The organism is Salmonella sp. 3C, from assembly GCF_025426275.1.
GTDB classification, from domain to species: domain Bacteria; phylum Pseudomonadota; class Gammaproteobacteria; order Enterobacterales; family Enterobacteriaceae; genus Salmonella; species Salmonella enterica.
The window spans coordinates 3,125,247-3,151,475 of the sequence record NZ_CP104858.1 but is presented as its reverse complement, the minus strand read 5'-3'; the positions used below and the strand labels follow the sequence as shown (position 1 = coordinate 3,151,475).

General features: G+C 47.8%; 46 protein-coding genes, 1 tRNA gene and 2 pseudogenes. 23 read left to right on the top strand and 26 right to left on the bottom strand.

All coding sequences use genetic code 11. The features are described from left to right. Nucleotide 1: 1 nt before the first annotated feature. The 24 genes and pseudogenes from N7E69_RS14975 to N7E69_RS14860 form a co-directional block, all read right to left on the bottom strand. Nucleotides 2-2,179, bottom strand: a complete 2,178-nt coding sequence (locus tag N7E69_RS14975) for a portal protein (RefSeq protein WP_000774659.1) — start codon at nt 2,177-2,179, stop codon at nt 2-4. After that, nucleotides 2,179-3,678 carry a terminase large subunit gene (locus N7E69_RS14970; RefSeq protein WP_000417865.1) on the bottom strand — a complete coding sequence of 500 codons (1,500 nt, stop codon included), beginning with the start codon at nt 3,676-3,678 and terminating at the stop codon, nt 2,179-2,181. Before N7E69_RS14970 ends, N7E69_RS14975 begins: the two co-directional genes overlap by 1 nt. Beyond that, complete coding sequence (locus N7E69_RS14965; RefSeq protein ID WP_000729924.1) at nt 3,656-4,144, bottom strand: DNA-packaging protein; 489 nt, start codon at nt 4,142-4,144, stop codon at nt 3,656-3,658. Before N7E69_RS14965 ends, N7E69_RS14970 begins: the two co-directional genes overlap by 23 nt. A gap of 3 nt (nt 4,145-4,147) precedes the next feature. Then, nucleotides 4,148-4,552, bottom strand: coding sequence for a hypothetical protein (locus N7E69_RS14960; RefSeq protein WP_000013072.1), 405 nt, complete (start codon nt 4,550-4,552; stop codon nt 4,148-4,150). After that, nucleotides 4,552-4,941, bottom strand: coding sequence for a hypothetical protein (locus tag N7E69_RS14955; RefSeq protein WP_001140560.1), 390 nt, complete (start codon nt 4,939-4,941; stop codon nt 4,552-4,554). The genes N7E69_RS14960 and N7E69_RS14955 overlap by 1 nt, the downstream gene beginning before the upstream one ends. 3 nt (nt 4,942-4,944) lie before the next feature. Next, on the bottom strand, nt 4,945-5,187 hold the full coding sequence (locus N7E69_RS14950) for a DUF2560 family protein (RefSeq protein WP_000807788.1): 243 nt from the start codon (nt 5,185-5,187) through the stop codon (nt 4,945-4,947). Nucleotides 5,188-5,445: 258 nt separating this feature from the next. Continuing rightward, nucleotides 5,446-5,976, bottom strand: a complete 531-nt coding sequence (locus N7E69_RS14945) for a KilA-N domain-containing protein (protein ID WP_000877030.1) — start codon at nt 5,974-5,976, stop codon at nt 5,446-5,448. Nucleotides 5,977-6,188: 212 nt separating this feature from the next. After that, nucleotides 6,189-6,638 carry a lysis protein gene (locus N7E69_RS14940; RefSeq protein ID WP_108597125.1) on the bottom strand — a complete coding sequence of 150 codons (450 nt, stop codon included), beginning with the start codon at nt 6,636-6,638 and terminating at the stop codon, nt 6,189-6,191. Between the two features lie 17 nt (nt 6,639-6,655). After that, nucleotides 6,656-7,093 carry a lysozyme gene (locus N7E69_RS14935; RefSeq protein ID WP_001167374.1) on the bottom strand — a complete coding sequence of 146 codons (438 nt, stop codon included), beginning with the start codon at nt 7,091-7,093 and terminating at the stop codon, nt 6,656-6,658. Further along, nucleotides 7,077-7,403 carry a phage holin, lambda family gene (locus N7E69_RS14930; RefSeq protein WP_000738703.1) on the bottom strand — a complete coding sequence of 109 codons (327 nt, stop codon included), beginning with the start codon at nt 7,401-7,403 and terminating at the stop codon, nt 7,077-7,079. Before N7E69_RS14930 ends, N7E69_RS14935 begins: the two co-directional genes overlap by 17 nt. 379 nt (nt 7,404-7,782) lie before the next feature. Next, entirely contained in the window at nt 7,783-8,271 is a 489-nt protein-coding gene (locus N7E69_RS14925) for an antiterminator Q family protein (protein WP_000027545.1), read from the bottom strand. Between the two features lie 69 nt (nt 8,272-8,340). Continuing rightward, nucleotides 8,341-8,544 carry a phage NinH family protein gene (locus N7E69_RS14920; RefSeq protein ID WP_000176947.1) on the bottom strand — a complete coding sequence of 68 codons (204 nt, stop codon included), beginning with the start codon at nt 8,542-8,544 and terminating at the stop codon, nt 8,341-8,343. Then, a complete protein-coding gene (rusA, locus tag N7E69_RS14915) occupies nt 8,541-8,936 on the bottom strand; it encodes a crossover junction endodeoxyribonuclease RusA (RefSeq protein ID WP_001008211.1) in 396 nt (131 codons plus the stop codon). The genes N7E69_RS14920 and rusA overlap by 4 nt, the downstream gene beginning before the upstream one ends. After that, complete coding sequence (locus N7E69_RS14910; RefSeq protein WP_001218097.1) at nt 8,933-9,214, bottom strand: hypothetical protein; 282 nt, start codon at nt 9,212-9,214, stop codon at nt 8,933-8,935. The genes rusA and N7E69_RS14910 overlap by 4 nt, the downstream gene beginning before the upstream one ends. Beyond that, a complete protein-coding gene (locus tag N7E69_RS14905; RefSeq protein WP_000566852.1) occupies nt 9,192-9,368 on the bottom strand; it encodes a protein NinF in 177 nt (58 codons plus the stop codon). Before N7E69_RS14905 ends, N7E69_RS14910 begins: the two co-directional genes overlap by 23 nt. Next, nucleotides 9,365-9,547 carry a NinE family protein gene (locus N7E69_RS14900; protein WP_000113760.1) on the bottom strand — a complete coding sequence of 61 codons (183 nt, stop codon included), beginning with the start codon at nt 9,545-9,547 and terminating at the stop codon, nt 9,365-9,367. Before N7E69_RS14900 ends, N7E69_RS14905 begins: the two co-directional genes overlap by 4 nt. Next, nucleotides 9,514-9,687: a protein NinD gene (gene ninD / locus N7E69_RS14895; RefSeq protein WP_000679699.1), complete on the bottom strand. Its 174-nt coding sequence runs from the start codon at nt 9,685-9,687 to the stop codon at nt 9,514-9,516. The genes N7E69_RS14900 and ninD overlap by 34 nt, the downstream gene beginning before the upstream one ends. Continuing rightward, nucleotides 9,684-10,556, bottom strand: coding sequence for a phosphoadenosine phosphosulfate reductase family protein (locus N7E69_RS14890; RefSeq protein WP_001573980.1), 873 nt, complete (start codon nt 10,554-10,556; stop codon nt 9,684-9,686). The genes ninD and N7E69_RS14890 overlap by 4 nt, the downstream gene beginning before the upstream one ends. Beyond that, complete coding sequence (locus tag N7E69_RS14885) at nt 10,553-10,993, bottom strand: recombination protein NinB (protein ID WP_000736920.1); 441 nt, start codon at nt 10,991-10,993, stop codon at nt 10,553-10,555. The genes N7E69_RS14890 and N7E69_RS14885 overlap by 4 nt, the downstream gene beginning before the upstream one ends. A 73-nt stretch (nt 10,994-11,066) precedes the next feature. Then, the gene (locus N7E69_RS14880; RefSeq protein WP_001248409.1) at nt 11,067-12,443 is read right to left on the bottom strand and encodes a replicative DNA helicase; all 1,377 of its coding nucleotides are present in this window, start codon (nt 12,441-12,443) and stop codon (nt 11,067-11,069) included. Beyond that, nucleotides 12,440-13,259, bottom strand: a pseudogene (locus N7E69_RS14875) (replication protein). Before N7E69_RS14875 ends, N7E69_RS14880 begins: the two are co-directional and overlap by 4 nt. After that, nucleotides 13,252-13,398: a DUF2740 family protein gene (locus tag N7E69_RS14870; protein ID WP_001125981.1), complete on the bottom strand. Its 147-nt coding sequence runs from the start codon at nt 13,396-13,398 to the stop codon at nt 13,252-13,254. The pseudogene N7E69_RS14875 and the gene N7E69_RS14870 overlap by 8 nt, the downstream one beginning before the upstream one ends. Before the next feature lie 34 nt (nt 13,399-13,432). Continuing rightward, entirely contained in the window at nt 13,433-13,714 is a 282-nt protein-coding gene (locus tag N7E69_RS14865) for a CII family transcriptional regulator (RefSeq protein ID WP_001103492.1), read from the bottom strand. Nucleotides 13,715-13,824: 110 nt separating this feature from the next. Then, nucleotides 13,825-14,040 carry a transcriptional regulator gene (locus N7E69_RS14860; RefSeq protein ID WP_000182204.1) on the bottom strand — a complete coding sequence of 72 codons (216 nt, stop codon included), beginning with the start codon at nt 14,038-14,040 and terminating at the stop codon, nt 13,825-13,827. Nucleotides 14,041-14,150: 110 nt separating this feature from the next. Between N7E69_RS14860 and N7E69_RS14855 the strand changes: the two genes are divergently transcribed. Beyond that, nucleotides 14,151-14,840: an XRE family transcriptional regulator gene (locus N7E69_RS14855; protein ID WP_000712403.1), complete on the top strand. Its 690-nt coding sequence runs from the start codon at nt 14,151-14,153 to the stop codon at nt 14,838-14,840. A gap of 88 nt (nt 14,841-14,928) precedes the next feature. Next, entirely contained in the window at nt 14,929-15,852 is a 924-nt protein-coding gene (locus tag N7E69_RS14850; RefSeq protein ID WP_000248006.1) for a hypothetical protein, read from the top strand. Between the two features lie 35 nt (nt 15,853-15,887). Here N7E69_RS14850 and fumD read toward each other — a convergent pair whose 3' ends face one another. Beyond that, nucleotides 15,888-16,097 carry a fumarate hydratase FumD gene (fumD, locus tag N7E69_RS14845; protein WP_000786969.1) on the bottom strand — a complete coding sequence of 70 codons (210 nt, stop codon included), beginning with the start codon at nt 16,095-16,097 and terminating at the stop codon, nt 15,888-15,890. A 363-nt stretch (nt 16,098-16,460) separates the two neighbouring features. Here fumD and N7E69_RS14840 point away from each other — a divergent pair, with 363 nt between their 5' ends. From N7E69_RS14840 to N7E69_RS14745, 20 genes and pseudogenes are all read left to right on the top strand, one after another. Continuing rightward, nucleotides 16,461-16,793, top strand: coding sequence for a hypothetical protein (locus N7E69_RS14840; RefSeq protein WP_000216172.1), 333 nt, complete (start codon nt 16,461-16,463; stop codon nt 16,791-16,793). Between the two features lie 78 nt (nt 16,794-16,871). Next, a complete protein-coding gene (locus N7E69_RS14835; protein WP_000246164.1) occupies nt 16,872-17,072 on the top strand; it encodes an antirestriction Ral family protein in 201 nt (66 codons plus the stop codon). A 39-nt stretch (nt 17,073-17,111) separates the two neighbouring features. Further along, nucleotides 17,112-17,411, top strand: coding sequence for a hypothetical protein (locus N7E69_RS14830; protein WP_001751411.1), 300 nt, complete (start codon nt 17,112-17,114; stop codon nt 17,409-17,411). Beyond that, on the top strand, nt 17,411-17,536 hold the full coding sequence (locus N7E69_RS14825; RefSeq protein ID WP_000405108.1) for a hypothetical protein: 126 nt from the start codon (nt 17,411-17,413) through the stop codon (nt 17,534-17,536). The genes N7E69_RS14830 and N7E69_RS14825 overlap by 1 nt, the downstream gene beginning before the upstream one ends. Before the next feature lie 198 nt (nt 17,537-17,734). Further along, on the top strand, nt 17,735-17,875 hold the full coding sequence (locus N7E69_RS14820) for a protease FtsH-inhibitory lysogeny factor CIII (protein ID WP_001200016.1): 141 nt from the start codon (nt 17,735-17,737) through the stop codon (nt 17,873-17,875). Then, nucleotides 17,868-17,981 carry a host cell division inhibitory peptide Kil gene (kil, locus tag N7E69_RS14815; RefSeq protein WP_000361564.1) on the top strand — a complete coding sequence of 38 codons (114 nt, stop codon included), beginning with the start codon at nt 17,868-17,870 and terminating at the stop codon, nt 17,979-17,981. Before N7E69_RS14820 ends, kil begins: the two co-directional genes overlap by 8 nt. After that, the gene (locus N7E69_RS14810; RefSeq protein ID WP_001552364.1) at nt 17,978-18,166 is read left to right on the top strand and encodes a hypothetical protein; all 189 of its coding nucleotides are present in this window, start codon (nt 17,978-17,980) and stop codon (nt 18,164-18,166) included. The genes kil and N7E69_RS14810 overlap by 4 nt, the downstream gene beginning before the upstream one ends. 8 nt (nt 18,167-18,174) lie before the next feature. Then, nucleotides 18,175-18,882, top strand: coding sequence for a Rad52/Rad22 family DNA repair protein (locus tag N7E69_RS14805; RefSeq protein ID WP_000365270.1), 708 nt, complete (start codon nt 18,175-18,177; stop codon nt 18,880-18,882). Further along, the gene (ssb, locus tag N7E69_RS14800) at nt 18,883-19,389 is read left to right on the top strand and encodes a single-stranded DNA-binding protein (RefSeq protein ID WP_000168282.1); all 507 of its coding nucleotides are present in this window, start codon (nt 18,883-18,885) and stop codon (nt 19,387-19,389) included. It begins immediately after the preceding gene. A gap of 8 nt (nt 19,390-19,397) precedes the next feature. After that, complete coding sequence (locus N7E69_RS14795) at nt 19,398-19,946, top strand: 3'-5' exonuclease (protein ID WP_001016182.1); 549 nt, start codon at nt 19,398-19,400, stop codon at nt 19,944-19,946. Nucleotides 19,947-19,961: 15 nt separating this feature from the next. Then, nucleotides 19,962-20,255: a phage anti-RecBCD protein gene (locus tag N7E69_RS14790; RefSeq protein WP_001111323.1), complete on the top strand. Its 294-nt coding sequence runs from the start codon at nt 19,962-19,964 to the stop codon at nt 20,253-20,255. A gap of 10 nt (nt 20,256-20,265) precedes the next feature. Next, a complete protein-coding gene (locus tag N7E69_RS14785; protein WP_001214770.1) occupies nt 20,266-20,436 on the top strand; it encodes a DUF2737 family protein in 171 nt (56 codons plus the stop codon). Then, entirely contained in the window at nt 20,433-21,014 is a 582-nt protein-coding gene (locus tag N7E69_RS14780) for a hypothetical protein (protein ID WP_000665849.1), read from the top strand. The genes N7E69_RS14785 and N7E69_RS14780 overlap by 4 nt, the downstream gene beginning before the upstream one ends. Nucleotides 21,015-21,398: 384 nt before the next feature. Further along, on the top strand, nt 21,399-21,692 hold the full coding sequence (locus N7E69_RS14775) for a hypothetical protein (protein ID WP_000267992.1): 294 nt from the start codon (nt 21,399-21,401) through the stop codon (nt 21,690-21,692). Next, nucleotides 21,689-22,771, top strand: coding sequence for a dATP/dGTP pyrophosphohydrolase domain-containing protein (locus N7E69_RS14770; RefSeq protein ID WP_000208077.1), 1,083 nt, complete (start codon nt 21,689-21,691; stop codon nt 22,769-22,771). Before N7E69_RS14775 ends, N7E69_RS14770 begins: the two co-directional genes overlap by 4 nt. After that, on the top strand, nt 22,764-23,045 hold the full coding sequence (locus N7E69_RS14765) for a hypothetical protein (RefSeq protein WP_000002089.1): 282 nt from the start codon (nt 22,764-22,766) through the stop codon (nt 23,043-23,045). Before N7E69_RS14770 ends, N7E69_RS14765 begins: the two co-directional genes overlap by 8 nt. Nucleotides 23,046-23,138: 93 nt before the next feature. Continuing rightward, complete coding sequence (locus N7E69_RS14760) at nt 23,139-23,438, top strand: hypothetical protein (RefSeq protein WP_001447403.1); 300 nt, start codon at nt 23,139-23,141, stop codon at nt 23,436-23,438. A gap of 77 nt (nt 23,439-23,515) precedes the next feature. Further along, a complete protein-coding gene (locus N7E69_RS14755) occupies nt 23,516-23,860 on the top strand; it encodes a hypothetical protein (protein WP_001281201.1) in 345 nt (114 codons plus the stop codon). 2 nt (nt 23,861-23,862) lie between these two features. Next, a pseudogene (locus N7E69_RS14750) lies at nt 23,863-23,928 on the top strand (DNA-binding protein); the annotation flags it as partial. Between the two features lie 161 nt (nt 23,929-24,089). Further along, the gene (locus N7E69_RS14745; protein ID WP_001573970.1) at nt 24,090-25,253 is read left to right on the top strand and encodes an integrase; all 1,164 of its coding nucleotides are present in this window, start codon (nt 24,090-24,092) and stop codon (nt 25,251-25,253) included. Nucleotides 25,254-25,268: 15 nt separating this feature from the next. Here N7E69_RS14745 and N7E69_RS14740 read toward each other — a convergent pair. After that, a tRNA-Arg gene (locus N7E69_RS14740) sits at nt 25,269-25,345 on the bottom strand. A 254-nt stretch (nt 25,346-25,599) separates the two neighbouring features. Here N7E69_RS14740 and fimW point away from each other — a divergent pair. Continuing rightward, nucleotides 25,600-26,196 (top strand): fimbria biosynthesis transcriptional regulator FimW, encoded by a 597-nt coding sequence (gene fimW / locus N7E69_RS14735; RefSeq protein ID WP_000944157.1) that lies wholly within the window; start codon nt 25,600-25,602, stop codon nt 26,194-26,196. The last annotated feature ends 33 nt before the right edge of the window (nt 26,197-26,229 follow it).

The window sequence follows — 26,229 nt, the reverse complement described above, 5'->3', positions numbered from 1 at the left end:
CTTATTGAGGTGTCTCGGCTACACTGCCGGAAGGTTGATTTTGTCTCTGCGATTGCAGGATATTGGCAATGTCCATTCGCTGCTTGTGCGTCTGTTCATTGCCTTTAAGGAGTAACTCAGCATTTGCGCGAGCGTCTTCGCTGCGGTCCTGCTGGAATGAAGCAACGGTTTTGAGGAACTCTCTAAACTCGGACTGTTTATTGAGATCCATATTGTTGAATATTTCTGCGATTTTCGCAGCGTTAAGTTGGTTTTGAGCTTCGACTTTAGCCGCGTCGATTTGAAGAGATAGCGTCTGATTCTGCGCTTTAGCCAGTTCAGCCTGACCTTGCAACAGCACACCCTGCGCCTGAACCATTGCCGGGTCTTGCTGTCCTTGTTTGGCCTGCTGCGCTTCGACAAACCATTGCTGCTCTTCAGGTGTTTCCGGCTTCTTAACGCCCATCTGAATAAGTTGCTTATTGGCATAGTCACGCATCATCTCGACACCTTTACCATCAAGCAGGGTGAAGTACTGAAGCAACAGCAGTTGATATTCTGGCGTTCCCTGTGGCGTCTTGCCGAGCAACTCAAGAATTTCTGCGCGGTTTTGCTGCTTCATGGACTGGAATGATGGTCCAACATCCGTGTAGCATTCATAGCGCCCCCTGATATCGTTCAGTACCTGCCGCTCACCAGTGGCAAGGTCAACAACCTCATCCATTAGCTGAACCTCTTTTTCACTGCCATCCTCAAGGGTGATTGTCACGTTGCGAGGAACATCGTAGATGTCATTAACTATCGACTGGTAAATCTCACCGTCACGGCGCATAGCGGTAGCCAGATTATCCTGAAACACGTATGTCTCAAGGTCAGCCCGCATATTGAGTTGGTTTACGGTATCGAATGCAACCTGATTACCATTAACCGACCCAGCATCTACACCAAGAGTGGCAACCTCTTTTACTGCGCTGGTTGCAGCTTCCAGCATATAGGCATTGGCCTGTGGAACTTCCGGATTTTCATAGTATGCCAGCGGCTGAGTTGGCATTTCTCCGTTGTTCTCATCCGTGCGATTGAGCAGGTAATACGGGTAATCGTCGTTACCGTCATACATATGCTCAAAGCCTGCAATCTGTTCAGGCCAGAAGAACGGCTTCTTCTTCGGAGTACGGGCCACGATGTCGGCGTTGAACGACATAATCATGTTGCGCAGACGCTGACCGTCTTTTGTCAGGCGGACGACACCCTCATACACTTCTTTATCTTCAACGAAGCCCCACTCGCCGAATACCGGAACAATGGGGATATGTTCGCCAGCAATGAGCTGCTTGTCTTTGAGTACAGCGGTGCAGGTGATAATTGATTTGTATACCCGGCGACGCTTAATCTGGCGCTCTGCAATTTTGATAAATCCACTATCAGCCAGGTCGTCGATGACGTCTTTAATATCGCGCTTAAAGTAGCTTACCGGCTCACCCGTAACCGGGTCTTGGTAGATAAACGCCGTCTCTTTCTTCTCGACCACTTCGTAAAACTCAGCGATCTGAATTGTGTCCTGCGTCAGCCATGGAAATACCCAATCGTTGGGGTTCTGGAATGATGGAATATCATCAGCATCGAGGTCGTATTTTTCTGCGAAATCCTCCCAACCATTCTGGCTCATTGAGTGGATAACTGTGCAGTGACGGGCGTCAGACTTGTCCATCAGTTTGCTGTTGCTGTCCCAGATAACATGGGAGCAGGCACTATGGATAGGCTCTCGACGGATAACCTGATTGTTGCTCGTCGAACTTTGATCTTCGTAGTCAGTGACCAGACGCCACGCACCTACGCCAGATTCAATCTGCTCACGAACAGCGACGTTGACCGCGATTTTTGCCGTATTGTGTCGCATGTCTGTGCGATACATGCCCATTAGCACATCAGCAGCGTCAGGACTTGCTCCATCCTTTGGACGATACAGAACATCAACAGGGTTCTGACGCATCTCAGAAACGAGCTTGCGCACCACTGGACGTACAACATCGAACTGCCCGCGATACTGCAGGGTTGTGTATTGTGATAGCCAGTCATCCCACTGAGATACGCGGGAGAAGAAGAGATCATTCTTGGCCTCCCTTCTGGCTTCATCGCTGGCTGTCCAGTCCGCATCAAAGCGCGACAGGATACTCTCCAGCCTGTTTTCATTGTCGGCCATTATCGTCCTCTGCGTACTGGTCTAATCGGTGCGGGGATTTTCTTTTCTTTCGGATTTCTGATATCGCGCATCATCCTGGCGAAGCGGCGCATCATGTAGCCGTAGCGAGTAGCATCGAGCACATCATCGTTGGTCTTGACAATCTTGCCGTTCTCATCGCGATGATATAGGCGGAACTCTTCAAAAAATGGTTCGCATGTGTTGAATACTTTGAATCTTCCTTCAAGCATCAGGTCACGAAGTTCACTAATGCCTGACTCTACTGAGTTACCGCCATCCGAGAACGTTGCGTGTTCGGGAAGCATAGAGAACCCGGCGTCCGCATATTGGGTTTTAAGTTGCTCACCACCGCCCTTTTCGTGTTGGTGACCGTCATGAGGCCACGCGACAGGTATTTTGTTAGCCCACGACTTAACAGCACCCCATGCCTGAACGGCAGTGTTCTCTGATTTCTTCCATACACGCGCCAGATAGAAAACATCTGCGTCTTTGTCCCACCAAAGCTGAATGTGAGCTTGCGGGTGGTTCCAGCCGAAGTCCTGAGCGTCGATAACATAGAAGTGATCGGGACACTCAAACGGCTGGCACTTAATCGCCTCTTCCGGTATCTGGAATATTCGACCGCTACCCATCGTAGGAATACCGCGAGCACGCGCCTCTCTCTCATGCTCAGGATAGGATGCGATGATTTGCTCTTTCTGCTCGTCGGTGTAGTGCTCAGCGTCATAGATGGTCATGTTGACCACTTTCTGCGACTTACTGGGATTCTTCAGGAACTTGGTAACAACGTCAGACATCCCCATCAGCGGGGTAAACGTCAGAATTGAGAATTGCCCGTATTTGTTGGTACGGGTAAGACCTTCGCCATAGATGCTATATGGCGGCTCTTCGTCAAACCAAACGCCGTGAATTGTGTCGCCCTGCCAGCGGGCGCGGCCCTGTGAGTAAGGCTTGAAGTAGCATATTGAGATGCCATCTTCGACGCCTTCTGGCGTGTGGTGCTTAACAAGAAGGTGATCAACAAGATTAGGGAAGAATGGTGACTTCTTCCAGCTAATGATGTCCTCTTTCGGGATTGACCCATAGCCAGGTTCATCATTCTCTTCGATACGACCGCACAGGATGCGTTGAGTCGTTTTGGTTACAGTCTCGTTTGTTTCACCGCCAATCCAGAAGACAACTGGCTCATAGAAACGCTTACCTTTCCACTCTCCGCCATATTTACCATCAGCCGGATAACCTTTCGTTCCTGGGTATCGCCCGGTAAGGTGAAACGCGACTTCAGCAGCGCCAGTAAATGACTTACCAAGCTGGTTACCAGCCATAAAACATCGCTCTGGATAGTCATGACCTGCGTCGATGAACTCACGCTGTTTGCTGTATGGCGCAAACTCATATAGCAAGTGTGTATTTCGGTAGTTCTCTTCTTCTTCGAGTAGCTCGAGCAATTCGATTTGCTCTTCGTCGCTCAGGCTATCAAGAATCGCGTCCAGTTCCACGGTTGAATAGCTCCTTGATACGAGAGCGGCGCTTATCGCGATCTCCCTTATCAGGTGTCACGTCTTCAACTTGCGACTGCTCTTTGAGGCCCAAATCGCGGGCGATGATGTTAGCGTTGAGAAGATCAGCGGCTGCGCCGGAGAATTTTTGGTCGTAGATGATTTGCTCTGCTCGCGTAACGACCTCAGATAAGTCTTCTCTCACCCTGTATTGTCGCCATGTCTCAAGCGTCACATCGAGGAATAGCGTTAGCCCTGTGATGGTCATCGCCCTCATCTTGGCGATAGGCTCTTGTGTAACTTCTCCTTGATATGAGAAAGCCTTCATCTCCCATAGTGGGTTAGCCTCCACCCACTCGAAGTATTCACAACAAGCAGCCCACAGCGCCTCAGGCGACTCGAATTTCGGGTTACGCCCATGACTACTGCGGGCCTCCCAGAATCGGTTGCCCTTTGGTGCTGCCATAAGTTAACCTCCTGATGTTGTTGCGATAGTCACGTTAGCAGAACCATCGAATGACGTTGAACCTGTGACAGCGCCGGTTAGTGTGATAGTGCGAGCAGTAGATAACTTATCCGCCGTCTCTGCATTCGTTACTGAACCGCTTGCAGAAGTGTACTTAGCTTCAAATGCTGTCTTGCTCATATAGAGCAGCTCGCCGTACTGGCTCCGGAACAGGTATCCGCCAACCTCTGGCTTGAATACGGCTACTGTTTGCGCTGACATGTACTGGTCAGCATACGGGCCGTCGAATTCTGCGTTTGCACTTCCGTCATTAGCGTATTTGATAGCTTTAATCGGAAGAGCAGACACATATACACCGTCAGCATCTTTGTAGAGAGGCCATGATGGCGTGAAGTTTGGGTTTGCCATTACTTGGCTCCTTCTTTTTCTGGTTCATGAAAGAACGGCAGGAAGTGACTGAACATTCTGTCAAGCATGTAGCAGTAGGTTTCGTTTGCGTCGCCAGGATGAGTGGTTACACCAACATCTCGGCAGACATAAAATGCGACGTGAGCACATTCATGAACCAGTGTGGCAGCATTTCCATTGAATACCCCAAGCAGGTAAAGGTTCTCGCCTGTTTCGGTATTGCAATATGACTGTGTTGCCCCCGCCAGCACCTCATTCCCGCCGCTATCAACTCCAAGATGAATACAAGCCTGATCCCACTCTTCCTTTGAACGACACAGGTAGACATTGGCGCTATGGAACAATGGCACGAAGAACCGGGGAAGTTTAGGCCACTTCGTCTTTGCCATTCGTTATGCTCCGGTAGTGAACAGGTCTAACGCTTCCTTCGATTTACGCACCGCTTCGATAGTGCGGGTCGTGATATCAGAATTAGCGCCGCCTGACTGAAAGTGAATTTTGAATAGCTCAAGCTTCAGTTCGTCCGTGCCGATGAATTGAAATGCTTCTTCTGCGGCTGCGTTCTGGTTCATGACCAGTTTGTAAATCTCTAACTGGAATTTCTGTTCTTCAGTCATGGGAATAATCTCTGCCATTTGTTGGCTCCGTTTATCCGTTAAAAGGGATATCAGTTAAGTTATCCCGTGTAGGGCATAAGCCATTGTCGAGACCACTCATTGAATGGTCTCTGCAATAACCGATGTCTTTCCATCAGTCCGCCACCGCAAAGAATCTTTTTTGCCATAAGGCAGGAGGTTCATCTTTCAGTGGCTGCCAGTGTTATTTCCCCACTTACTGGCTTGGGTTGTTTCGCGGTACTGCCGTAATGTACAAACTGGATTAACCAGCAGGAATCACACCATGCCGGGCAAATACATTTGCACTTCATTTGCCGCTCTCTCACGTGCAACATGAAGCAATCTTTTTCGCCCACCAACGCCCCACTTAGCCATTTGGCTTGCGCACTGGCTTATCGCTTTGGTTTCAGTGTTGATGATGTGATCGATTCTATTCAGACGGGACATTGCTCCAACGCCGAGACGGACAACCGTTTTGAAAACTTCATAAACTTCGATTTCAAATTCCGGCTTAATCCATGCTGCATATCTGATTGCCAGTAGTTCAACACCCCACACACCAGAATCAACCCCACCTTTTATTACTTTAAGTGGTTGAATTTCTTTCAAAGCTCTTTTTTGAGCTTTGGCTTTTAGTGCTGAAATGAACCGTTTAATCTGTGCACTCCTCAGAAAATTACTGGGGCGTTGAGATTCAGTTGCCTCGCCATTTGCAACTGCTGCTGCATGAAGATCGTTTAAGTTGTATCGTCCGTCTTCATCAACACGAACGGACACACCATTGACCATAACTGTTGGGTACTTCATCAGTGATCACCTTTAAGTGATGAACCTTGTCACACAGGATTCCGGCCCACAGAAAGGCACCGATCACCAAACCGGCATCCTCAAGGGTCATCCTGAAAGGTTCTGTGTTCAGAAGTCGCGCGTGTGAAGCGCATTTACTGCGGATATAAAAATGCCCCGCATTACGAGGCATTTTCATGAAAGTCACTTGTCAAATTTCTATGTGATGGAAATTATTTCAGGCATTGCGTCCTGATGTACTCCTGAAGCGTTCTCAGTGCTGCTTGGTCGCTGATGATTCCGTCCCGGATACCGAGAACGTTTCGTCCAGCAACTGGAGAGAGTTCGACGGTGGCATCATTGCCCATGCCGGAGGCGCTGGAGGTTTCGGCTGAGGATGACACAGGGCATTTTCCTTTGACGAGCACCCGACCACCATTATCAAGCTTGCGCCGAAGAGCATCATTTTCAGCTTTCGCATCAGCGAGTTCCTTTGTATATCTTGCATCGAGGGCAGCAACGTCACGCTGACGCTTCGTCATATCGGTAATTGTCGCGTTCGCCAGTGTCAGCTTATGAGTAACAGTGTCGCGCTGCTCTTTGTAGGTGATGGCGTTATCACGGTAATGATTTGCCAGCCGACCGGAAACAATTAGCGAGACGAGCAACAGGCCAACAAACACCGTTTTCCAGTTGAGCATCATGACAGGAACAGCGCTCTTTCTCGCCGCCTCCTAGGAAGGAGAATATCAGGGTCCTTACCAGCTTTTTTCCATAACAGGAAAGCATCTGCTGCTGCCTGGTAATTCTTTAAATTCAACTGGCGCAGAACGGTAGATCCAGCAAATGCTGATTTACCTATATTGAATATAAGGCTACATAGTGCATCATACTGGTTCTGATTCAGCGTGACGCGAACAAGACTACTTATAGCATCTTCAACCCACTGCAAATCCTCTTTAAGCAGTTCAGACGATTTTTCGGATGTGATTGTCATCCCTGATACGACAGGATTACCATCCACTTTTCCGGTATGTCCAACCCCAATGGTTGGTATCCCCCTGCTATCTGGATAGGCTTTTAGTCTTTCGCCTTCTTCACGTTTTAATCTGGTGATTCCGTTACTGCTGATTTGCATCATCGACTCCGGCTTTTTTAGCAGCGAAGCGTTTGATTAGCGAACCAATCGAGTCTGTGCCGATATAGCCGATAAATACACTCGCTATGTAAGCAAGATTGCTACTCAGCCCGGCGAAGACTAAAAGGTCACGAATGAACCAGGCGATAATGGCGCACATCGTTGCGTCTATTAGTGTTTTCTTAAACGCACCGCCATTATACCGACCGCGAAGGTACGCCATTGCAAACGCAAGGATTGCCCCGATGCCCTGTTCCTTTGCCGCCATCATGGCGGTTAACAGATCATGTTTTTCTGGCATCTTTTTCATGTCTTACCTCACGACCGTGAGGATTTGTTCAATGTTATGAATTGGTTGATATTGGAAAGAACAAATCCAGGATACAGTGATTAGTAACGTGGTTTGTTCGTGACTAAAGGCATGAGCAAATCAGGCAGGAGGCTGTTAGCGCAGTCTCTTGCCGCCCATTTTCACGAATCCCAGCCATAGCGCTGGGTTTTCTTTTGTGTAAAACGCCCTACCCCGTCGCCACGAATGAGCAAGGGTATCTGGATGTGTTCTGGTGATTGGTGATAGGGCGCTTTCAGAAATGTCGTGCAAATAAAAAAGCCGCCGCAGCGACTTAAGACTCACTAACGGCAGCTTATTCGCTTATGATTGCTCATTTGCTCATGGATGTCAACACAATCTATGCAACATGTTTAATTTTATCCACACGTTTACGACTATTGAAGGCATTTAGCATCGGTTGATAAAGCATGAACAGGGATGCCTTGAGTACGTCATCTACTTCTCTCCGACAGGTAATAAGAGATGGCTTGCGCATCCTTTCTCCGCCGCGGCCTGACATTTTGCGGGGACTTGCAGTCTTGTGATAGTAGGATGATATGGCGTACTTAGAGGAACCATGTGCGTAATAGCTAAGCAGAATGCCAAAAGCCTTTGTGTCGATGCGCATAACGGAATCTACGACCTGAGAAATCAACATTCCGTCATCATCATTGCACATTGGCCTTGTCATCACTCTTGATGGTTCTACCCTCTCCATAAACTGCGCTATAACGCTGCTCATGCGTTTTTCGAGTCTTCCTGAATAAACCCATGCCCCCCATAGCTCAAGCCACCCATTAAGCCAGTCATGCTGCTCTTTAGTGAGGTTCAATTCTCGTATACTCATGCAGCATTGCCTCCCGACTGCTTGTTCAATCCAAGCCGGTTCACCAGTTCACGCTGCTGTTTGGCCTGGTTAATGCTGGTTACGGTCATAGATACCTCTCCCGCCCTGATGAATCATTAAAACGCCGTTAACGATGGCGTGATACCTGGCTTCTTTGTCGTACAAATAACGCCTTACTGTGTTTCGATGGCACGATAAGCGCCGAGCGACTTCTGTCTGGTTTCCGTATGTCTCAATGAGCAATTCGGGGATGGTTTGGACAGTGAGTGTCATGCAGCCTCCAGTAGTTCCGTAATCATTGGCAAATTCCCGCACGTCTCAGTCACAACCAGTACAAGCATTCCGCCTTTAACCGCCTGACAGCGCTTGATGCGCATATCGTCTATCTGGCCGTCATCCAGCCAGAAGCCCGCACTGGTGAGTGCGTCAAAAACGGCCTTTGGTAGATTGTCCAGGTCGCGTTTGCGGTTATCGGGAGGTGCTGCGTGGATGGTGATTCTGATGCGTGGTGTTATTTTGATGTCTAACTGTTGTTGCTGAATTATTTCGATTACTTCTCGCCGGTATCGCTTTCCCCAATCGCTGATGTAGTGGATTCCTCGTGAGTGACGCCAGTAGCGATTATTGGATGGAGGCCACGGCAACGCTATACGGTATTCGTTCATCGCACTGTTACCCTCCCTTCGCGTGTTAACTTTTGCAACGTTAAGACAATGGCGCGGTCCATTTCTGAGCGTCGCTCTTCCCGGCTTAAATCTTTTCCGTTGTCGATGCGCTCATGGCATGGCGGGCAAAGCGCCGCTGTTAGGCTGTCGTCAACCTTTAGCCCAATTCCCTTTCCTTCGTTGCGATGCGCAGCCTGAACTCCATATCGACCACACAGAACGCAGCAATCTATCTCCCTTACTGCCTGAAGCCATTTATTGCTCCTGAATATCCTCATTAGACATATCTCCATTCGGATCTCGATATACCAGCCATTCGTTCACGCATTCAGCACAGGCGTAAATTTCATCAGGCGCCAGTTGCTTGTTACATCCGGCGCATAAGGCTCTCGCTATACTTTCCTGCTCGTAACTTCGATTGGGGTCAATCACCTTGTTTTCCTCGCACGTTCTCTAAGCCACCTGATGTCCCACAGGTGAGCCGTGTAATTGAAGGTTTTTACGTCAGATTCTTTTGGGATTGGCTTGCGTTTATTTCTGGAGCATTTCGTTGGAAGGTATTTGCAGTTTTCGCAGATTATGTCGGTGATACTTCGTCGCTGTCGTGCCATACGTCCTCCTTCGTCTCTGGCAGCGGGAAATTACCTACTGGCGACCGCTCGCACCGGATGCACCATCTGCACCAGTACGGTTGATCGGGCCGGAATCGGTAATCGTCTTTGCATTCTCCGCAGCGGTAGCAGTGTTTCATGCGGCATCCTGTCCAAAATCAAAGTCAAGTTGTCCGCCAAATATTTCACACGATTCCGAGCATGAGCCGGTATCGAACCGCTTCGCTCTAACCATTTCCTGATAAAGCGTCTGGTAATCACCATCGGCGTACATTTTGGCGATCCCATCAAGTGACAGATGCCCCCTATACATCACCTCTTTGGATGTTTGTCTGTGGCCATCACGCACATGCGCACCGGTAATCACTTCGTTGAATACACGTTCAAGACCAGGCTCATCTTTGCAGGCCAACCCTATCTTCTGAGTTGATTTTTTAATGCAGAAAATACAGTTCCCAAGATGCTCAGGGATTTGTAAATCGAAAGGTTGTTCTTTCCACCAATCCAGAATGTCACTTTTTTCGAAATCGGAGAGTTCAGCCAGATACCTGATTCCCGGCTTTGGCTTCAGCCGCTTTGGTTCGTCTGCTCGAATTCCAATCCATGTGGTGTAATTTCCGCGACCAAAATGGTCATCACAATATTTAGTGAAAGGGACAAGTTTTAGCCTGTCGGTGCAGAACGCGCCGCCGACATACGGAGTGCCGTATTTCTTAACCATGTCGATAAATGGTTTTAGCACTGGCATTCTTGTCTGGATATCCTTTGGCTCCCATACCGTATAACCATTTGGCTGCCCAAGCTCTGGATTGATATCTACCTGCAATACGGTGAGTGGTATATCCCAGAACTTCACAACCTCACGAACAAAACGGTACGTCATTGGATGCTCGCAGCCGGTATCCATGAAAACGTAATGAACGTCTTCACCTGCCTGTCGCTTTTGCTCCATTAGCCAGAGCAAATATGCTGACGTTCTGCCACCGGAGAAACTAACGACATTCATCATGCTGCCTTATCTCCCCATCTCGCTTTCCATTCCAGCGCTAACAGGGCTTCATCTGACCACTTAACGCCGCGCTCTGTACCGAATGCCTGTATAAGCTCTAATAGCTCCGCAAATTCACTTACACGCATCCTGCTGGTTGACTGGCCTATTACTACAAAGCCATTCCCGGCAAGGTTAGGGACAACATCCTGCTGCTTTAATGCTGCGGTAAACACACACTTCCAGCTTTCAGCGTCAAGCCATCGTCCATGCCAGTTAACCTGACGTGAGACATCACCAAGGCAAGCCCAAAGCTTCCGATTTTGGTCTAAGCTGCGGTTGCGTTCCTGAATGGTTACTACGATTGGTTTGGTTGGGTCTGGAAGGATTTGCTGTACTGCGTGAATGGCATTTTGCTGATGTGCTGGAGATCGAATTTCAAAGGTTAGTTTTTTCATGTCTTCCCTCTCCCCCAAATAAAAAGGCCTGCGATTACCAGCAGGCCTGTTACAAGCTCAGTGATGTAAATCGTCATACGTCAGCCCCTTGTGCATATCGCTTTCTGCGTCCATCAGGTGCATTTGATGCCGTGCAAATCTGTCTGGCTTCGTCCTGGTCACATGCAACAAAGTGTCCGTTGCAGAACCGCTGGTAAACCGTACCAAGCGAGCCAAAACGGTTTTTCGTCACAATGATTTCAGCAAATGGTGCGGCGCTACTGTTCTCGTCGTATACCGCTTCACGGTAAAGCATGATGATTGAGTCTGCATCCTGTTCAATGCTTCCTGAATCACGCAAATCTGCGTTTGTCGGGCGCTTGTTTGGCCGCTTCTCAACATCGCGTGAAAGCTGGCTTAGGGAGATAACTGGAGTTTTCAGGTCTTTCGCCATCGCTTTCAGGCTACCGGAGATATGTGCTATGGCGAGGTCATTACGTTCCGCTTTTGGTTTCTCAATTAGCCCGAGATAGTCAGCCATAATCAGTGACAGATTAGGATGCTCCTGCTTGTGGCGTTCGGAAATGGACCTGATTTCTTCGACAGACAAACGCGATGCGTCAACTACCCACACATCCAGATCTGCCAGCAACTTCATCCCGCTTGCAACTCTCGCCCATCCTTCATCGTCCATTCGTGACGGGTTACGCAGCACACTGACCGACATCATTCCTGCGCCGGCAATCCCTCTCTCAACAACCTGAATGGCGCTCATTTCCATCGAGAAAATCAACACACCGCGCCGGACGCCAGAACCAGGAATAACACGACTTGCCACGCCTTCGGCTATCTTCAGCGCCAGTTCGGTTTTACCCATACCAGGACGAGCAGCAATAATCACAAGGTCTTCTGCGTTCATCCCTCCGGTGATAGCATCAAGCTCTTCGATTCCGGTCTTCAGGGTATCAGACTCTTCTCCGTTCCTCAGACGCCTGTCAAGCGTGTCAGTGTAATCACTGATAATTTCCCCCAGTCGCACAGGTTTAACCTCGTCACGTGGCTTCCTGATGGCTGAAAGGCGCTTAACTAGATCGTCCATCGCTCTACCTGAAGCATCCAGCGTGCCGTTACTGATTGGCTCTCGCATCTCATCCAGTAACTGTAAAACCTGACGCCGTTGATAACTGTCTACAACCATTCCGGCATAACCTTTCAGGTTTGCAGCGCTGGGACATGACCGCGCAGTCATCATCACCGCCGTTGCGTATTCATCCCCGCACTCCTCGGCCACCATCAGTCCATCAATCAGGTTCCTGTTTCTGGCCTGCTTTCGAATAACTTCAAAAGCTTTCCGGTAAAGCGGAATTGAGAATGCTTCAGGCTCCAGCGTTGCCAGAACGTCACTCGCGGTTGGTGTTAATCCACCAATCAGCAAGCCACCGATAACGCTCGCTTCGATATCCTGTCTCATGCAATCCCCCTGTCTGCAAACTTCCCTTCCCGAACTCCCGTTAACGAATCTTCCCTCAGCAGGTAATCAAAATCAGCCGTCCAGCCTGTGTCGTTGTCTCCGAAGTAAAACGGCTTGGCCTGATGCACAAACGCCCTGATATACGCCCTGAAACCGTCCACGTTTGGCGTTTTCAGTTGCGGGATGATTTTCTTCAGGCGGCGTTTCCGTTTCTCGTTGACCGAAACAGCATGTGGAAGTCTGTCACCAACTTCGGTGTTGTAGGCGTTCAGGAAGGATTCATAGTCGATTCGTTCTGCCTTGCGACGTTCAGGTTTAACCTGCCCATTGCCGCCCCCGTTAGGGGGTAAGGGGGGATTTGTATTTATTGTCTTTTGTGTTTGACTGATTCGGTAAATTGGTTTTTACCGATTTGGTGAAGGTTAGTTTTACCGATCTGGTAAATGTTTTACCGAATCCGTTAACCTTCGTCTTCCACTCGGAAATATTTTTATTCATACCAACCTGACGCCCCACCTGAGTGAGAACCCCCATTCTGATAAGCTCGTTTTTGGCGGTAGAACATTTGGTTGGCGCCATGCCAGTGAGTTCAGCGAACTGTTCATTTCCGATCCAATCTATTTTTTTGTTATAACCGTATGTCTTGCGCCACACAGCCATAACAATCAGTAGCTGATGTTGAGTAAGCCCAGAAAGCATGACAGCTTCCAGCAGTGTATTTGCAGTCCGGGTGTAGCCATCGTCGAGTTCTGCCACGCGATGCTCCACAACCTCCAGATGAGGTTTTATCGGTGTAACTGTTGCAAGATTACTCATGACCTTTCCTCTTCAGTATTAGCTTCACTTTCTCCAACTCAGCCCGAAATCGACCAGGCTGTTTGAAGCTGGACAGGAAGCGATCACGTAGTATGTTTTTGTGTAATTTGTCCTGGTCAGGACTGAGTTGTTTTGGCATAATTACCCCTGTTGATTGATCCAGTCTTTCTACATCAGGCCTCGAAGAATTCGCCGTTCTTCGGGGCTTTTTCTTTTGTCAGGTAGGTAGCAAGTCGCCTGGTGAGCTCTGCCATTTCCTCGTCTTCGATTCCATACTCCAGAACCGCAAGCATCATGCTGACCTGAGAGAAGAAACCGTTCTTCCATCGGCTTACCTGGTATTCAGGAACACCCATAGCTTTAGCGAATGTCTTCTGGCCCATCATGGCTAACTTGTTGAGTAAAGTGGACTCAATGCGAGCCGCCTTCTTGCTTTTAGTTGCAACTACGTTCATTCAAAATATTCCTTAGAAATTAGATAGAGTTGGATTCGCAAATACACGCAAATCCGTTTAATAGATTTACCGCGTTGTCGGCGGTTCAGATTGGTAAAGAGCGTTGATACTTAACTTGCTGCCAGTAAGTCGGCTAAATCAGGACGAAGTTCTCTGGCTTTAATTCTTCCTCCTGTAGCTTTTACGATTGCTGCCACATACTTAGCGTCAATGCCGCCACCATGTAACCAACGCCATACAGTTGGCTGCTTAACTCCACACAAAGAGGCGAGTTTTTGCTGGCTTCCTGCAATGGCAACAGCTTTTTGTATTGCTTTGTTAGTCATTGCTTATTCCCTTTCGTATAACACACAACAAATAATAGCAATGAGTATTAACCAAAGCAATAGCAAAACGTGTTTTGACCATTAATACTCAAGCGTATAAATTGAATATTATGAAAAAAGAAACTCTCTCTGACCGTCTCAACAAGGCAATGGAACTGGCTGGTATGTCTCAAGGTGCTCTCGCTAAAGCGTCAGGCGTTGCTCAGCCAACGATCTGGCGTTTGACAAGTGGAAACGCTCGTGGGTCAACAAAGATTGTTGAAATAGCAAACGCGTTAGGTGTTAATTCGGAATGGTTGTCTACCGGGATTGGTCCTATGAAAAAAGATGGAACTACTCCGATAAACGCATCTCCATCTTCGAACACATTTAAAATCGATATCCTAGATCTTGAAGTTAGCGCGGGTCCTGGCGTTATCAATCGAGAATTCGTGGAAATACTCCGCTCGGTTGAGTATTCGCAGGATGATGCCAGACACATGTTCGATGGTAGAAAGGCTGAAAATATCCGCATCATAAATGTGCGCGGGGATAGCATGTCAGGAACTATTGAACCAGGAGATTTGTTGTTTGTAGACGTAAGCATCAAAAACTTCGATGGAGATGGGATATACGCCTTCCTCTATGACGATACTGCACATGTTAAGCGGCTCCAGAAGATGAAAGATAAACTATTGGTCATATCTGATAATAAGAGTTATTCAGCTTGGGACCCAATTGAAAGAGATGAAATGAATAGGGTTTTTGTCTTTGGAAAGGTGATTGGAAGCATGCCGCAGACATATAGGAAGCACGGTTAGCCAGCCAATGGCCTGATGAGATATTCGGGTGATGTAGAAAGACGAAATCGTTAGCGCTTGCCCGCCACACTTTAACAAGGAAAATCAAATGGTTAATCAGATAAGGTCCATATCACCCCGCCAAGGAAACCTCCAGTTATTTCCTGTAAAAGAGGTTGAAGTTGAAGGCGTGGCAATGGGAGTTCTTAACGATGGAACGCCATATCTTACCGGCCGAGGACTGGCTGAAATGTGTGGCGTGCATCATAGTGTAATTCAGGATATTTCTTCTGATTGGGCTAGCGAACGCCTTAAACCTCGTGGAAAAAAAATCGACACTGTTCTCCTTGATCAGGGTATAGATGTTGACTCACTTTACATACCATCTTCAGAAACTAAGCGGGACCATTATCCATACCCTGATTATGTTTGCATGGCAATTCTTGAGTATTATGCGTTTGATGCAAGCCAAGCAAACAACGCCACAGCTCTTAGAAACTATCGTCTTTTAGCAAGGCAAACACTTCGTGAGTTTATTTTTAGAAGTGTTGGTATTGATCCAAGAAATCCAGTAAGCGGCGCCTGGAAGTGCTTCCAAGAGCGCATTATCCTTAATGATAAAATCCCAGCCGGGTTCTTCAGTGTATTCCGAGAGATGGTGGATATCACTGTGCCTTTGATTAATGCTGGATTTGAATTGGGCCCTAAAACTGTTCCCGATATTAGCGTTGGAACTCGATGGGCAAACCACTGGAAGCGCAACAATCTGAGCAAAAAATATGGGGAAATACAGAAACATCCTCATGTCTATCCGGACTGGTTTCCGCAGAGTAAAGCCGGGAAAGTGCCAGCGAATATATATCCCGAAGAAGCTTTAGGTGAATTTCGCAGATGGCTTAGGGAAGACTATGTCCCAAAAGGTTTTAAGGATTATCTTGCTGATAAGGTCCAACAAAAAGTCATAGAAAACGCCAAAGCCATTGAGGTTTTGGAAAACCTGCAAAGACCTGAGTTACCTAACAAGAAGAATTGATCAACGCCCGGCCACAGCGCCGGGTTTTCTTTTCCCTACTCTTCCAGTAGCTTCACAGCAAGTTTCATGCACTGCAACTGGTCGTCATCCCACTTATCCAGACCTTTCGCTATCTCCGTACGAATAACGTCAGCTATAGCCACTCTTTTGGTCTTATGACCCTCCGCAACCATAGCAAACACGACATCACCGACAATCCTGCACATTTCCTGATAGCGCAACTGCGCCAGTTCCTCGTTTTTCACACAGATTCCTCGCTCGTTTTTTGTTCAGAACAGTATTGCATAGAGGATTTATAAAAATAAATTCATTTTGCTATCAACAACATAATAACAAAAACCATTAATTAATAACAAAACGTATTGATATGAATAATACTAAATGCTATTGTTTAACCATCAGCAGGACGCTGGTAGCCAAACGGAAAGGCAACGCTCTTTAACTTCGATGATGCGCTGACAAAGCGCGACAAGATACCAAACGAGATGGGTTTGGGTTGCAGGTAGAAGCCAACCTCTTCGGCGGAGGCGCTCGGCAATGAGTACGCGGTCAGGGTTAGTCGCCTGGCTATCTGCAACACCAAAGCCATTTCACATGAGGATTAAATCATGACGGTTATCACCTACGGGAAGTCAACGTTTGCAGGCAATGCTAAAACTCGCCGTCATGAGCGGCGCAGAAAGCTAGCCATAGAGCGCGACACCATCTGCAATATCATCGATTCAATTTTTGGCTGCGATGCTCCTGATGCTTCTCAGGAAGTTAAAGCCAAAAGAATTGACCGCGTTACCAAAGCCATTTTGCTTGCCGGAACGCGTCAGAAGAAAGTTGAAGTAACAGCGGTTAAGAAGAACCGCATTTACTACCGGGACGTTAACCCGCCCGGGAATAAAATCCACGCCGTTCAGCGCATGAGGCTGAGCAGTAAACCACTTATTTGAGGTGAGATATGGAAGAAGAATTTGAAGAATTCGATGAGCACCCTCAGGACGTGATGAACCAATACCAGGAATATCCATATGGCTACGACTATTGATACCAACCAATGGTGTAGTCGCTTTGTGAAATGCAAAGGCTGCAAGCTTGATGCTGAATGCATGGTGAAGCCTGAGGAAATGGCTCTTGTTAGGGAGGATGGAAAAATTGTCGATAAATGGGCAATACGAACTACGGCAATGATTGCCAGAGAACTTGGCAAACAGAAAAACAAGGCTGCCTGATGGTGGCCTTTATTTTTGGCATAAACAATAGAGGCGAAGATGAATTATACACTCGGACCATGGCAATGGTGGACAAGTAACAGCTTTCTGCGATTAAGCAGTCAAGATACAGGTAAAGATGGTGGTGTCATCGACTCTTATGTCATGAAGGATGGTCACTCATCACTAATCGTTAGCAAAGGAGATATGAATCTGATAGCAGCAGCACCTGATTTGCTCGAGGCTCTTCAATTGGCTGAAAAAGCGATGGCAGAAGGACGCAATGTGACCTATCCGGAGTGGTACGGGGTAATCAATAAAGCTCGCGCAGTCATCAGCAAGGCTCTTGGGGAGGAGTGATGGAAATAAATAAAGAGCAAGCATCAGAAATTATCAAACTTATCGAACAAGCATTACTTGATGGGTTTGATGATGAAATTTTGGTTTCGCTACACGAAAGTCTTACCAAATTTGTCAGCGAATAAGCACCTAATGACCATTTTAATAGTGGTCATTGTGAGCAATATCGCTCGTAACCAAACGAGGACGACGACTCGTTCTGGTTAATCGAAAAATCATCCCTTGATAGTCTTGCCGCTCGCAGTCAGGGCGGCTTTTTTTCGCATACCAACAGCGCTTCATTCGAGGCATTTTTGTTATGCAAATTAACTAAGGAGCACGCCATGCAATATCGTCTTGCCGGGTGGCCCATTGCTGGCTGCCCTTCTGAATCACTTCTCGACAGAATTACCAGAAAATTACGAACCGGATGGAAACGTCTGGTCGATATCCTGAATCAACCAGGAGTGCCGTGTAATGGATAAATCACTTATGGCTATTCAGTCTAAATTCGCAATTGCTGTTTATCTTGGTGACAAAATAATGTATCGCGAAGCTGTAGAAGCCTTTCGCGAATGGAGGTTGAAATGATACCAGTGGATTTAGCAAGGACACCGGAGTTGAGCAGGTTAAAACGTCAGTATCACCTGACAGAGGCAATGTACTGGCGCAAGTCAGGTAATAAATCGATGAAAAGAAATTGCCTTTCATTAGCCAAAAACGAGCGAATAAACAAAGGTGAATTTCTGGCTAATCCTTCCGAATTACCATTCTGAGGTGAATTATGGATTTGAATAAATTCGACGCCCCATTCAATCCTGAAGATATCGAGTGGAGAATACAGCGAAGCGGAAAAACACGCGATGGGATGGTGTGGGCTATGGTGCTGGCTTATGTCACGAACAGGGCAATCATGAAACGCCTGGACGATATTTGCGGAAAAGCAGGATGGCGCAATGAATATCGCGATATTCCAAACAATGGCGGCGTTGAATGCGGCATATCAATCAAGATTGATTCCGAATGGGTAACTAAATGGGATGCTGCTGAAAACACACAGGTAGAAGCCGTCAAAGGTGGCCGCTCCGGCGCAATGAAGCGTGCTGCCGTTCAGTGGGGAATTGGTCGGTATCTGTATAACCTTGAGGAAGGTTTTGCGCAGATATCCAGTGATAAGAAACAAGGATGGCACAGGGCCAAACTGAAGGATGGAACAGGATTTTACTGGCTCCCTCCATCGCTGCCGGACTGGGCCATGCCATCATCATGCAATCAACCATCACCAGAAAATACCAACCAGAAATCTCCATCGGTTGACTGCGAACAAATCCTGAAAGACTTCAGCGATTATGCAGCAACAGAAACTGACAAGAAAAAGCTAATTGAGAGATATCAGCATGACTGGCAATTATTGGCTGGTCACGATGATGCGCAGACAAAATGCGTTCAGGTAATGAACATCAGAGTTAACGAACTAAAACAGGCGGCATAAATGGCTAGTAGAGGCGTAAATAAGGTGATCATCTTAGGCCGGGTCGGACAAGACCCGGAGGTTCGTTATTCACCATCAGGGACGGCGTTCGCTAACCTGACAGTCGCTACATCAGAGCAGTGGCGAGATAAACAGACTGGCGAACAAAAGGAGCAGACTGAATGGCATCGTGTTGCCGTAGTCGGGAAACTTGCTGAAGTCGTAGGGCGGTATGTGAAAAAAGGTGATCAGGTTTATTTCGAGGGAATGCTGAGAACCAGAAAGTGGCAAGACCAGACAGGGCAAGACCGCTACACCACTGAGATTAATGTTGGAATTAATGGTGTGATGCAAATGCTTGGAGGCACTGGCGACAGCAAACAACAAGCAGCCGACAGGCAGTCACAGAAACCACAGCAGCAACCATCACCAACACAACATAACGAGCCACCGATGGATTTTGATGATGATGTACCATTTGCACCAGTAACTCTCCCCTTCCCTCGTCACGCTATTCACGCAATTTAAGGACTTACATGAATCATTTAATGGTTGACCTTGAAACAATGGGCAACGGGCCATACGCGCCCGTTATTTCGATTGGGGCAGTATTCTTTGATCTGAAAACTGGAGAAACAGGAGAAGACTTCTCGGTTAATATCTCGCTCGAGTCATCAATGCGATACCGGGCGCGTCCTGATGCTTCAACCATTTTATGGTGGATGGAACAGGGAGAAGATGCCAGAAAATCGCTAACCAATGACACTCAAGAGCTTTCAACGGCTCTTTCATGGTTATCAGACTTTATCGCAAAGCACGCCAACCCTAAATTCGTTCAGGTTTGGGGAAATGGCGCATCATTTGACTGTGTGATTCTACGAAATAGTTATGCTCTGGCCGGGCACCAAGCGCCCTGGCAGTGGTGGAATGACCGCGACGTCCGAACCATCGTCGAGCTTGGAAAGGCAATTGGGTTCGACCCTAAACGAGATATGCCATTCGAAGGAACTCGACACAACGCGCTTGATGATGCCATTCACCAAGCCAAATACGTTTCAGCAATCTGGAAAAAGTTAGCTAAATAATCACCAGGTGAAAACATGCCAGCGCCTATGTATGGTGCGAATGACCCGCGCCGCTGTTCCGGCAATTCCGTCTCGGAGGTGCTGGATAAATTCAGAAAAAACTACGACCTGATAATGTCACTACCGCAGGAAACGAAAGAGGAAAAGGAATTTCGCCACTGTATATGGCTTGCAGAGAAAGAAGAACGCGAGCGAATTTACCAGACATCCATCCGGCCATTCCGCAAAGCCACTTACACCAAATTTATTGAAATAGACCAGCGCCTTCGTGATTACCGTTCGCGTTACGGCGCTATCAGCAATAACTGAGGAATTCATCATGAGAGGTTTGTCCTACGACCCCGGTATCCTGCCATCTGAAATGATTATTCGACACCGCTTCAAGCCCATCAACGATATTCCACGCGAAGAAATGCTGGCGAGAAAGAGTTTTCCATCAGTGAATGAAAACAAATATCTGAATGCAATGTTGCGGAGTGGGAAGAAATGAAAGAAGTGAAAATATACACGATTGTCAGTGACCAGTTATCACCACCAATAACAGGAGAATCATTCTGTACTGATATGGTGCGTCATAGTGATTATGCGGAACTTGATGCTAAATACGCGGCGTTAGCGGCGGATAACGATAAAGCAATGGAGTCACTTAAGCAGGCTAATGCAGTTGTTAAGTTGGCACACGAGAAGTTTTCGGCGATGGCAGCGGAGAACACTGCACTGAAAAAATCAGAGGTCGAATTCAACGAATATTGTCGTCGCGAGTGCGAGGACGTTGGCGATACGTGGGAGGACGATTTCACTGAGACCCCAGCCACCGACGCGTTTCTGGCTGAGGTGCGGGCGCAGGCTCACAAGGAAGGCGCTTACTTTGTTGCTAACCGAATGCTGGCCGCATGGGATGCAGGATTTATCGACGACACAGCAAAGAACGCTGCGGACATCGCACGAATGATACTGACCTCCACAGAATTTATGGCTGATGCGCCGGAAGGCGATTTTGATCGCTCATTCGCCGATGGCGTTCTCGAAGGTATCGCCGCCCAGCTTCGCAAAGGAGTGCAGTCATGATTACGGGAACCTCAAATTACGACGAAGTGCCGACGATACCCTGCAAAATCTGCGGCGGTTATTTCAAAGCCGATGATCCAGAAAGTCACAAATGCGAGGAGTCAGCCCAATGAGCAACATCGACAAACAGGCGCTGCGTATTGAGAGGGGGTGAGATGAGTAACTTCCACGAACGCAAAGTTCGTCGAACTGAATATTACCAACGTTTCGTTTTTGGCTGGAAGCTGCGTCCCTGCACGGCGTGTAACGGCAGTGGTTATTACGACCACAACGGTAGTCCGAAATGCTCGTCCTGCAATGGCACAGGCAAAGAGCGGTACAAACCAAATTAGTAGAATTACGGCAGAAATTAAACGCCGCCGGCATCGGCAAGGGGAAGTGACTATGTGGCGAGGATTAAATCGCGGCGGCAGCCAGATGATTCTAACTGCCTACGAATACGATCCGGAAACCGAAAAATCTCAGTCTGTTTACCTTCTACGGCATCACAGCAAGGTTAAGAAGACCACGCTTGAACAGAAACTGACAGTTAAGAACGACTCCTTCGGGCGGTTTAAGCCTTTCGTTGAACTTGAAGATTTTCCGGAAGGGCTTAGCGAACGCGAAGCAATGCTGAAATTAGCTGACTGGCTGCACCGACTTAGTGTGGCTATCGAAGATAACTGGAGTACGCCATGACCACTATTACCAAAGAATGGCTACAGCAAACTATCGCTGAATTTGAAAACACTCGCGACGATATTCCGTTTGGCCTGAGCGATAACGACGCCAAAGTTCTTATTGTGCTGAAGCGTGCGCTGGCATCGCTTACCGCTGAACCTGTGCGATATCTAAATAAATTTTCCGGTACATGCGTGACGTTAGAGCAACAGCCAAACGCTTCTGATGATGTTGCCGTGTATATGCCGTTATATGCTGCCCCGCCAGCGTCAGAACGCGAACGTATTCGCCGTGAGCACGCCGAGTGGTCAGATAAGACGTTCGGCGATGTCGGTCCAGTAGGGCCGCTGAAACATCTCTCAAAAGAAGCATTGGAAACTGCCGCAGAACCTGACGACCTGAGCGAGTGGGCCGATATGCAATTCCTGTTATGGGATGCGCAAAGACGTGCTGGTATCAGTGACGAGCAGATTACCCTGGCGATGGTAGAAAAGCTGGCGGTGAACAAGAAGCGCGAATGGCCTGAACCGAAAAACGGCGAGCCACGACTGCATATCAAAGAGCAGCCAGTGCCGGTAGTGCCGGATGAGTGGACTATTCAGGATGCTGTGAAGTTTTGCAGGGAAACTGGAAGACAAGATGCTGGCTCAGCTATGGAGGCATGGAACGCTTGTCGCGCTGCCATGCTTCAGGGGGTCGAACCTGTAAGTAATCATGATGAGTTGGCGCTGTATTATCTGCAAGGTCAAAAAGATGGCCTTGAATGGGCTGCGCAGCTTGCAGAAGCAAACCACCCGCTTACAGGCGACTGGCTTTACGATGACCCGCTGGAGCTGGCTAAAGCTATCAGAAAAGGTCCAGATATGCCCGGGTTCGCCGGAAGCTCTCCGGTAACTCCGGATGGTTGGATAAGCTGTAGTGAGCGGATGCCTGCTCAAGATGATTGGGTTTTAATTTATTCAAAGTACGGCGAGTATTTGGCAGGTCAGGTGCAAGGGGAGTACGTGGAGTTGAACGATGGCACTCTTTCGTGGTTAGGGGCTGCCTTGCACTGGATGCCGCTACCGGAGCCGCCGCAGGAGGTTAACCGTGGCTAACCTGCAACTTGCCGTTAAAGGTGAATACTTCGATGCCATGATTTGCGGAGAGAAAACTGAAGAGTATCGTCTGTGTAATGACTACTGGAATAAACGAATTATGTTCCGGGAATATGACCGCCTGATTATCACAAAAGGATATCCGAAGCGCGACGATTCCAGCCGTAGAATTGATGTTCCGTATGACGGATATGAAGTGAAAACAATCACACATCCCCACTTCGGAGATAAACCGGTAAAGGTGTACGCGATAAAGGTAAATATTGATGGCTAAATCAGCAGCAGAGCGCAACTAACAATCCTCGCACTCGCGGGGATTTATTTTATATGAACTCGCTACGGCGAGTTTTGTTTTATGGAGATGATTATGGTCTGTTCAACATTCAACCCTCTAACGTTACAGAAATACCAGCCAGACCCTGAAGATTTATGCTCACTGTGTGGCGGAAATCATGGTAAAGCCGCCATGATCGAATGTAAGGACAAAATCCACATTTGCCTTAATTGCGTTGATGTCCTCGTTGATATCAAAAATGAGAGAGAAGATAAAAAGCGTAGCGAGGCTGTTCGCGCCTTAGATTCATGGATGCGAGATGGGTATAGTGCCGCGCAAATTTATGACTTAGCAATATCAAAAGGCGAAATACCAGGAGTGCGCATCGAATAAGACGTAACCAATATTCGAATTAAAGAACTGAAAGAACACCAAGCCGCCTGATGGCGGTTTTTTATTGGAGACAAGAAATGTCAGATTTGGCTATGAAGGTTTTGAAATGGCAATCGACTGGCGATGTCGGCATCAGTAGCGCAACTCTTGCCTCAATCGCATGTGGACTGAAAAAGAATATCTATGGTCATAGCTTCGGTGCTCCACATGACGCAGCCGATTTCAGACGATGCGTTGCACTTGTTGAGCAGATTCCAGAAATCAGAGATTCATTCGACAAGGTTGCAAAGCGCGTTCCGGCATTCAAAGGAATCCTCAACGAATGGGATTCCCTTGTTGCTCTATTGAAGTCTGAAATGAAGACGTACGGAAACAAAGCGCCAGAGACTTACAGAAGAATCAGCGAGCTACGCAAGGACTAACTATGGAATCACACAGCCTCACACTCGATGAGGCCTGTTCATTTCTCAAGATATCCAGACCTACCGCCACCAACTGGATTCGCACAGGCCGACTACAGGCAACACGTAAAGACCCCACCAAACCGAAATCCCCTTACCTAACCACTAGACAAGCATGCATTGCGGCACTCAATTCACCGCTGCATACTGTCGACGTGAGCGCGGGTGATGCATTTAAAGAGGGAAATAAATGTCAATCTTCCGTAGAGGTGAAATATGGTACGCCTCATACTCGCTCCCGGGCGGGAAGCGAATTAAGGAATCTCTTGGGACAGCGGACAAGCGGCAAGCTCAGGAGTTGCACGACAAAAGAAAGGCTGAACTCTGGCGAGTAGACAAGCTCGGCGACTTTCCTGAAGTGACTTTTGAAGAAGCATGCCTCCGCTGGCTGGAAGAGAAAGCAGACAAGAAATCGCTCGATACCGATAAAGGCCGGATGGGATTCTGGCTTGAGCATTTCGAAGGAGTAAGGATAAAGGATATCACTGAGGCGAAGATTTACGCCGCGGTGAGCAGGATGCAAAACAGGAAGGTAAAGGAGATATGGCAGCAGAAAGTTGAATCTGCCAAGAGAAAGGGTAAAGAAGCGCCAGTATTTGAGCCCAAGCCGGTCACCACATCGACAAAGGCAAAGCACCTCGCACTGATAAAGGCCATTCTCCGGGCGGCAGAACGTGACTGGAAATGGCTGGAGAAAGCGCCTGTAATCAAGGTTCCTTCTGTCAGAAACAAGCGCGTCAGATGGCTTGAGCGTGATGAGGCAAAAAGACTTATTGAAGAATGTCCGGAACCGTTGAAATCTGTTGTTAAATTTGCGCTGGCAACGGGACTTAGGCGGTCTAACATCATCAATATGGAGTGGCAACAGATCGACATGCAGCGTCGTGTTGCCTGGGTGAACCCTGAAGACAGCAAGTCAAACCGCGCTATTGGCGTAGCGCTAAATGACACTGCCTGTAAGGTATTGCGTGACCAGATTGGTAAGCATCATAAATGGGTGTTCGTGCATACGAAAGAAGGCATCCGGCCTGATGGTTCAAAGACGCCAACCGTGAGAAAGATGCGCGTCGATGATCAGCGGGCGTGGAATGCAGCTTGCCGCCGGGCCGGAATTGAGGATTTTCGCTTCCACGATCTGAGGCACACGTGGGCCAGCTGGCTGATTCAGTCCGGAGTTCCGCTTTCTGTTTTGCAGGAAATGGGAGGATGGGAGAGCATCGAGATGGTTCGACGATATGCTCACCTTGCGCCGAACCATTTAACGGAACACGCGAAGCAAATTGACTCGATTTTCAGTGATGATGTCCCAAATATGTCCCATATGGAAAATAATGATGGAATTAAAGAGGCGTAACCAGTTGATATATAATGGCGCGCCCTGCAGGATTCGAACCTGCGACCCACGGCTTAGAAGGCCGTTGCTCTATCCAACTGAGCTAAGGGCGCCTTGTGAAGTGAAGACTTCGTATAGACGAAACGCGAGAATTATACGGTCAGGCACTCCTGAGTCAATGGCTTTTGTTCTGGTTGCTGACTAAGTGTACGAATATCGTCTTTTCTGGCGCAATGCCAGGTTCCAGGAAATCGCCTGGACACATCTCAGCACGCATAAAGTGGGAATTAAGGCCGCCAGTATTTAGAAAATCAATCAGTTTCTTTAATATTTCACCATGATTCACCTGCCGTGTAGGATATTTTTTATGCTGCGTATCGCTATTAAGGAACAAAACAGTCACTTTGAGCATGGTTTGAAAATCATCATGACGCGTCTGGCGAATCAATGGCAGCAGAAAATTGACTTTCTGCCGCCAGAAGAGATAGATAATGCCGATATCGCTTTCCTGGCCCTGGATGATGATTGGTTCAGCGCAGGCTGTTACCAGATACCTATGCATACCCAACATCAGCTACGGGTGATTATTTGTAATAAATGCGATAAAGAAAAGCTCATGTTCAGACTATGTCTGTATATGCTGCCGCATATTTATCGGAAAGATGATGTTGAAGAAATTACCCGGAAAATGATATTGATCTTACATAAGCGAGCGCTTCGACATAGCGTCCCTTCTGGCATTTGCCACTACTGCACGACTCGTCATTTTTCAGTAACAGAACGTCACCTGTTAAAACTGATCGCCAGCGGTTATCATTTAAGCGAAACGGGTGCTTTACTTTCACTTTCTGAAGAGCAGACAAAGTCACTCCGCCGGAGCATTATGCGCAAATTACATGTTAAAACGGAGCAGCAGTTTTTAAAGTATATTAGAGTTAACCTTCATTTCTTACTCAGTAAGTAAACTCACTTAACTTTTTACAAGGCTTACGAAATA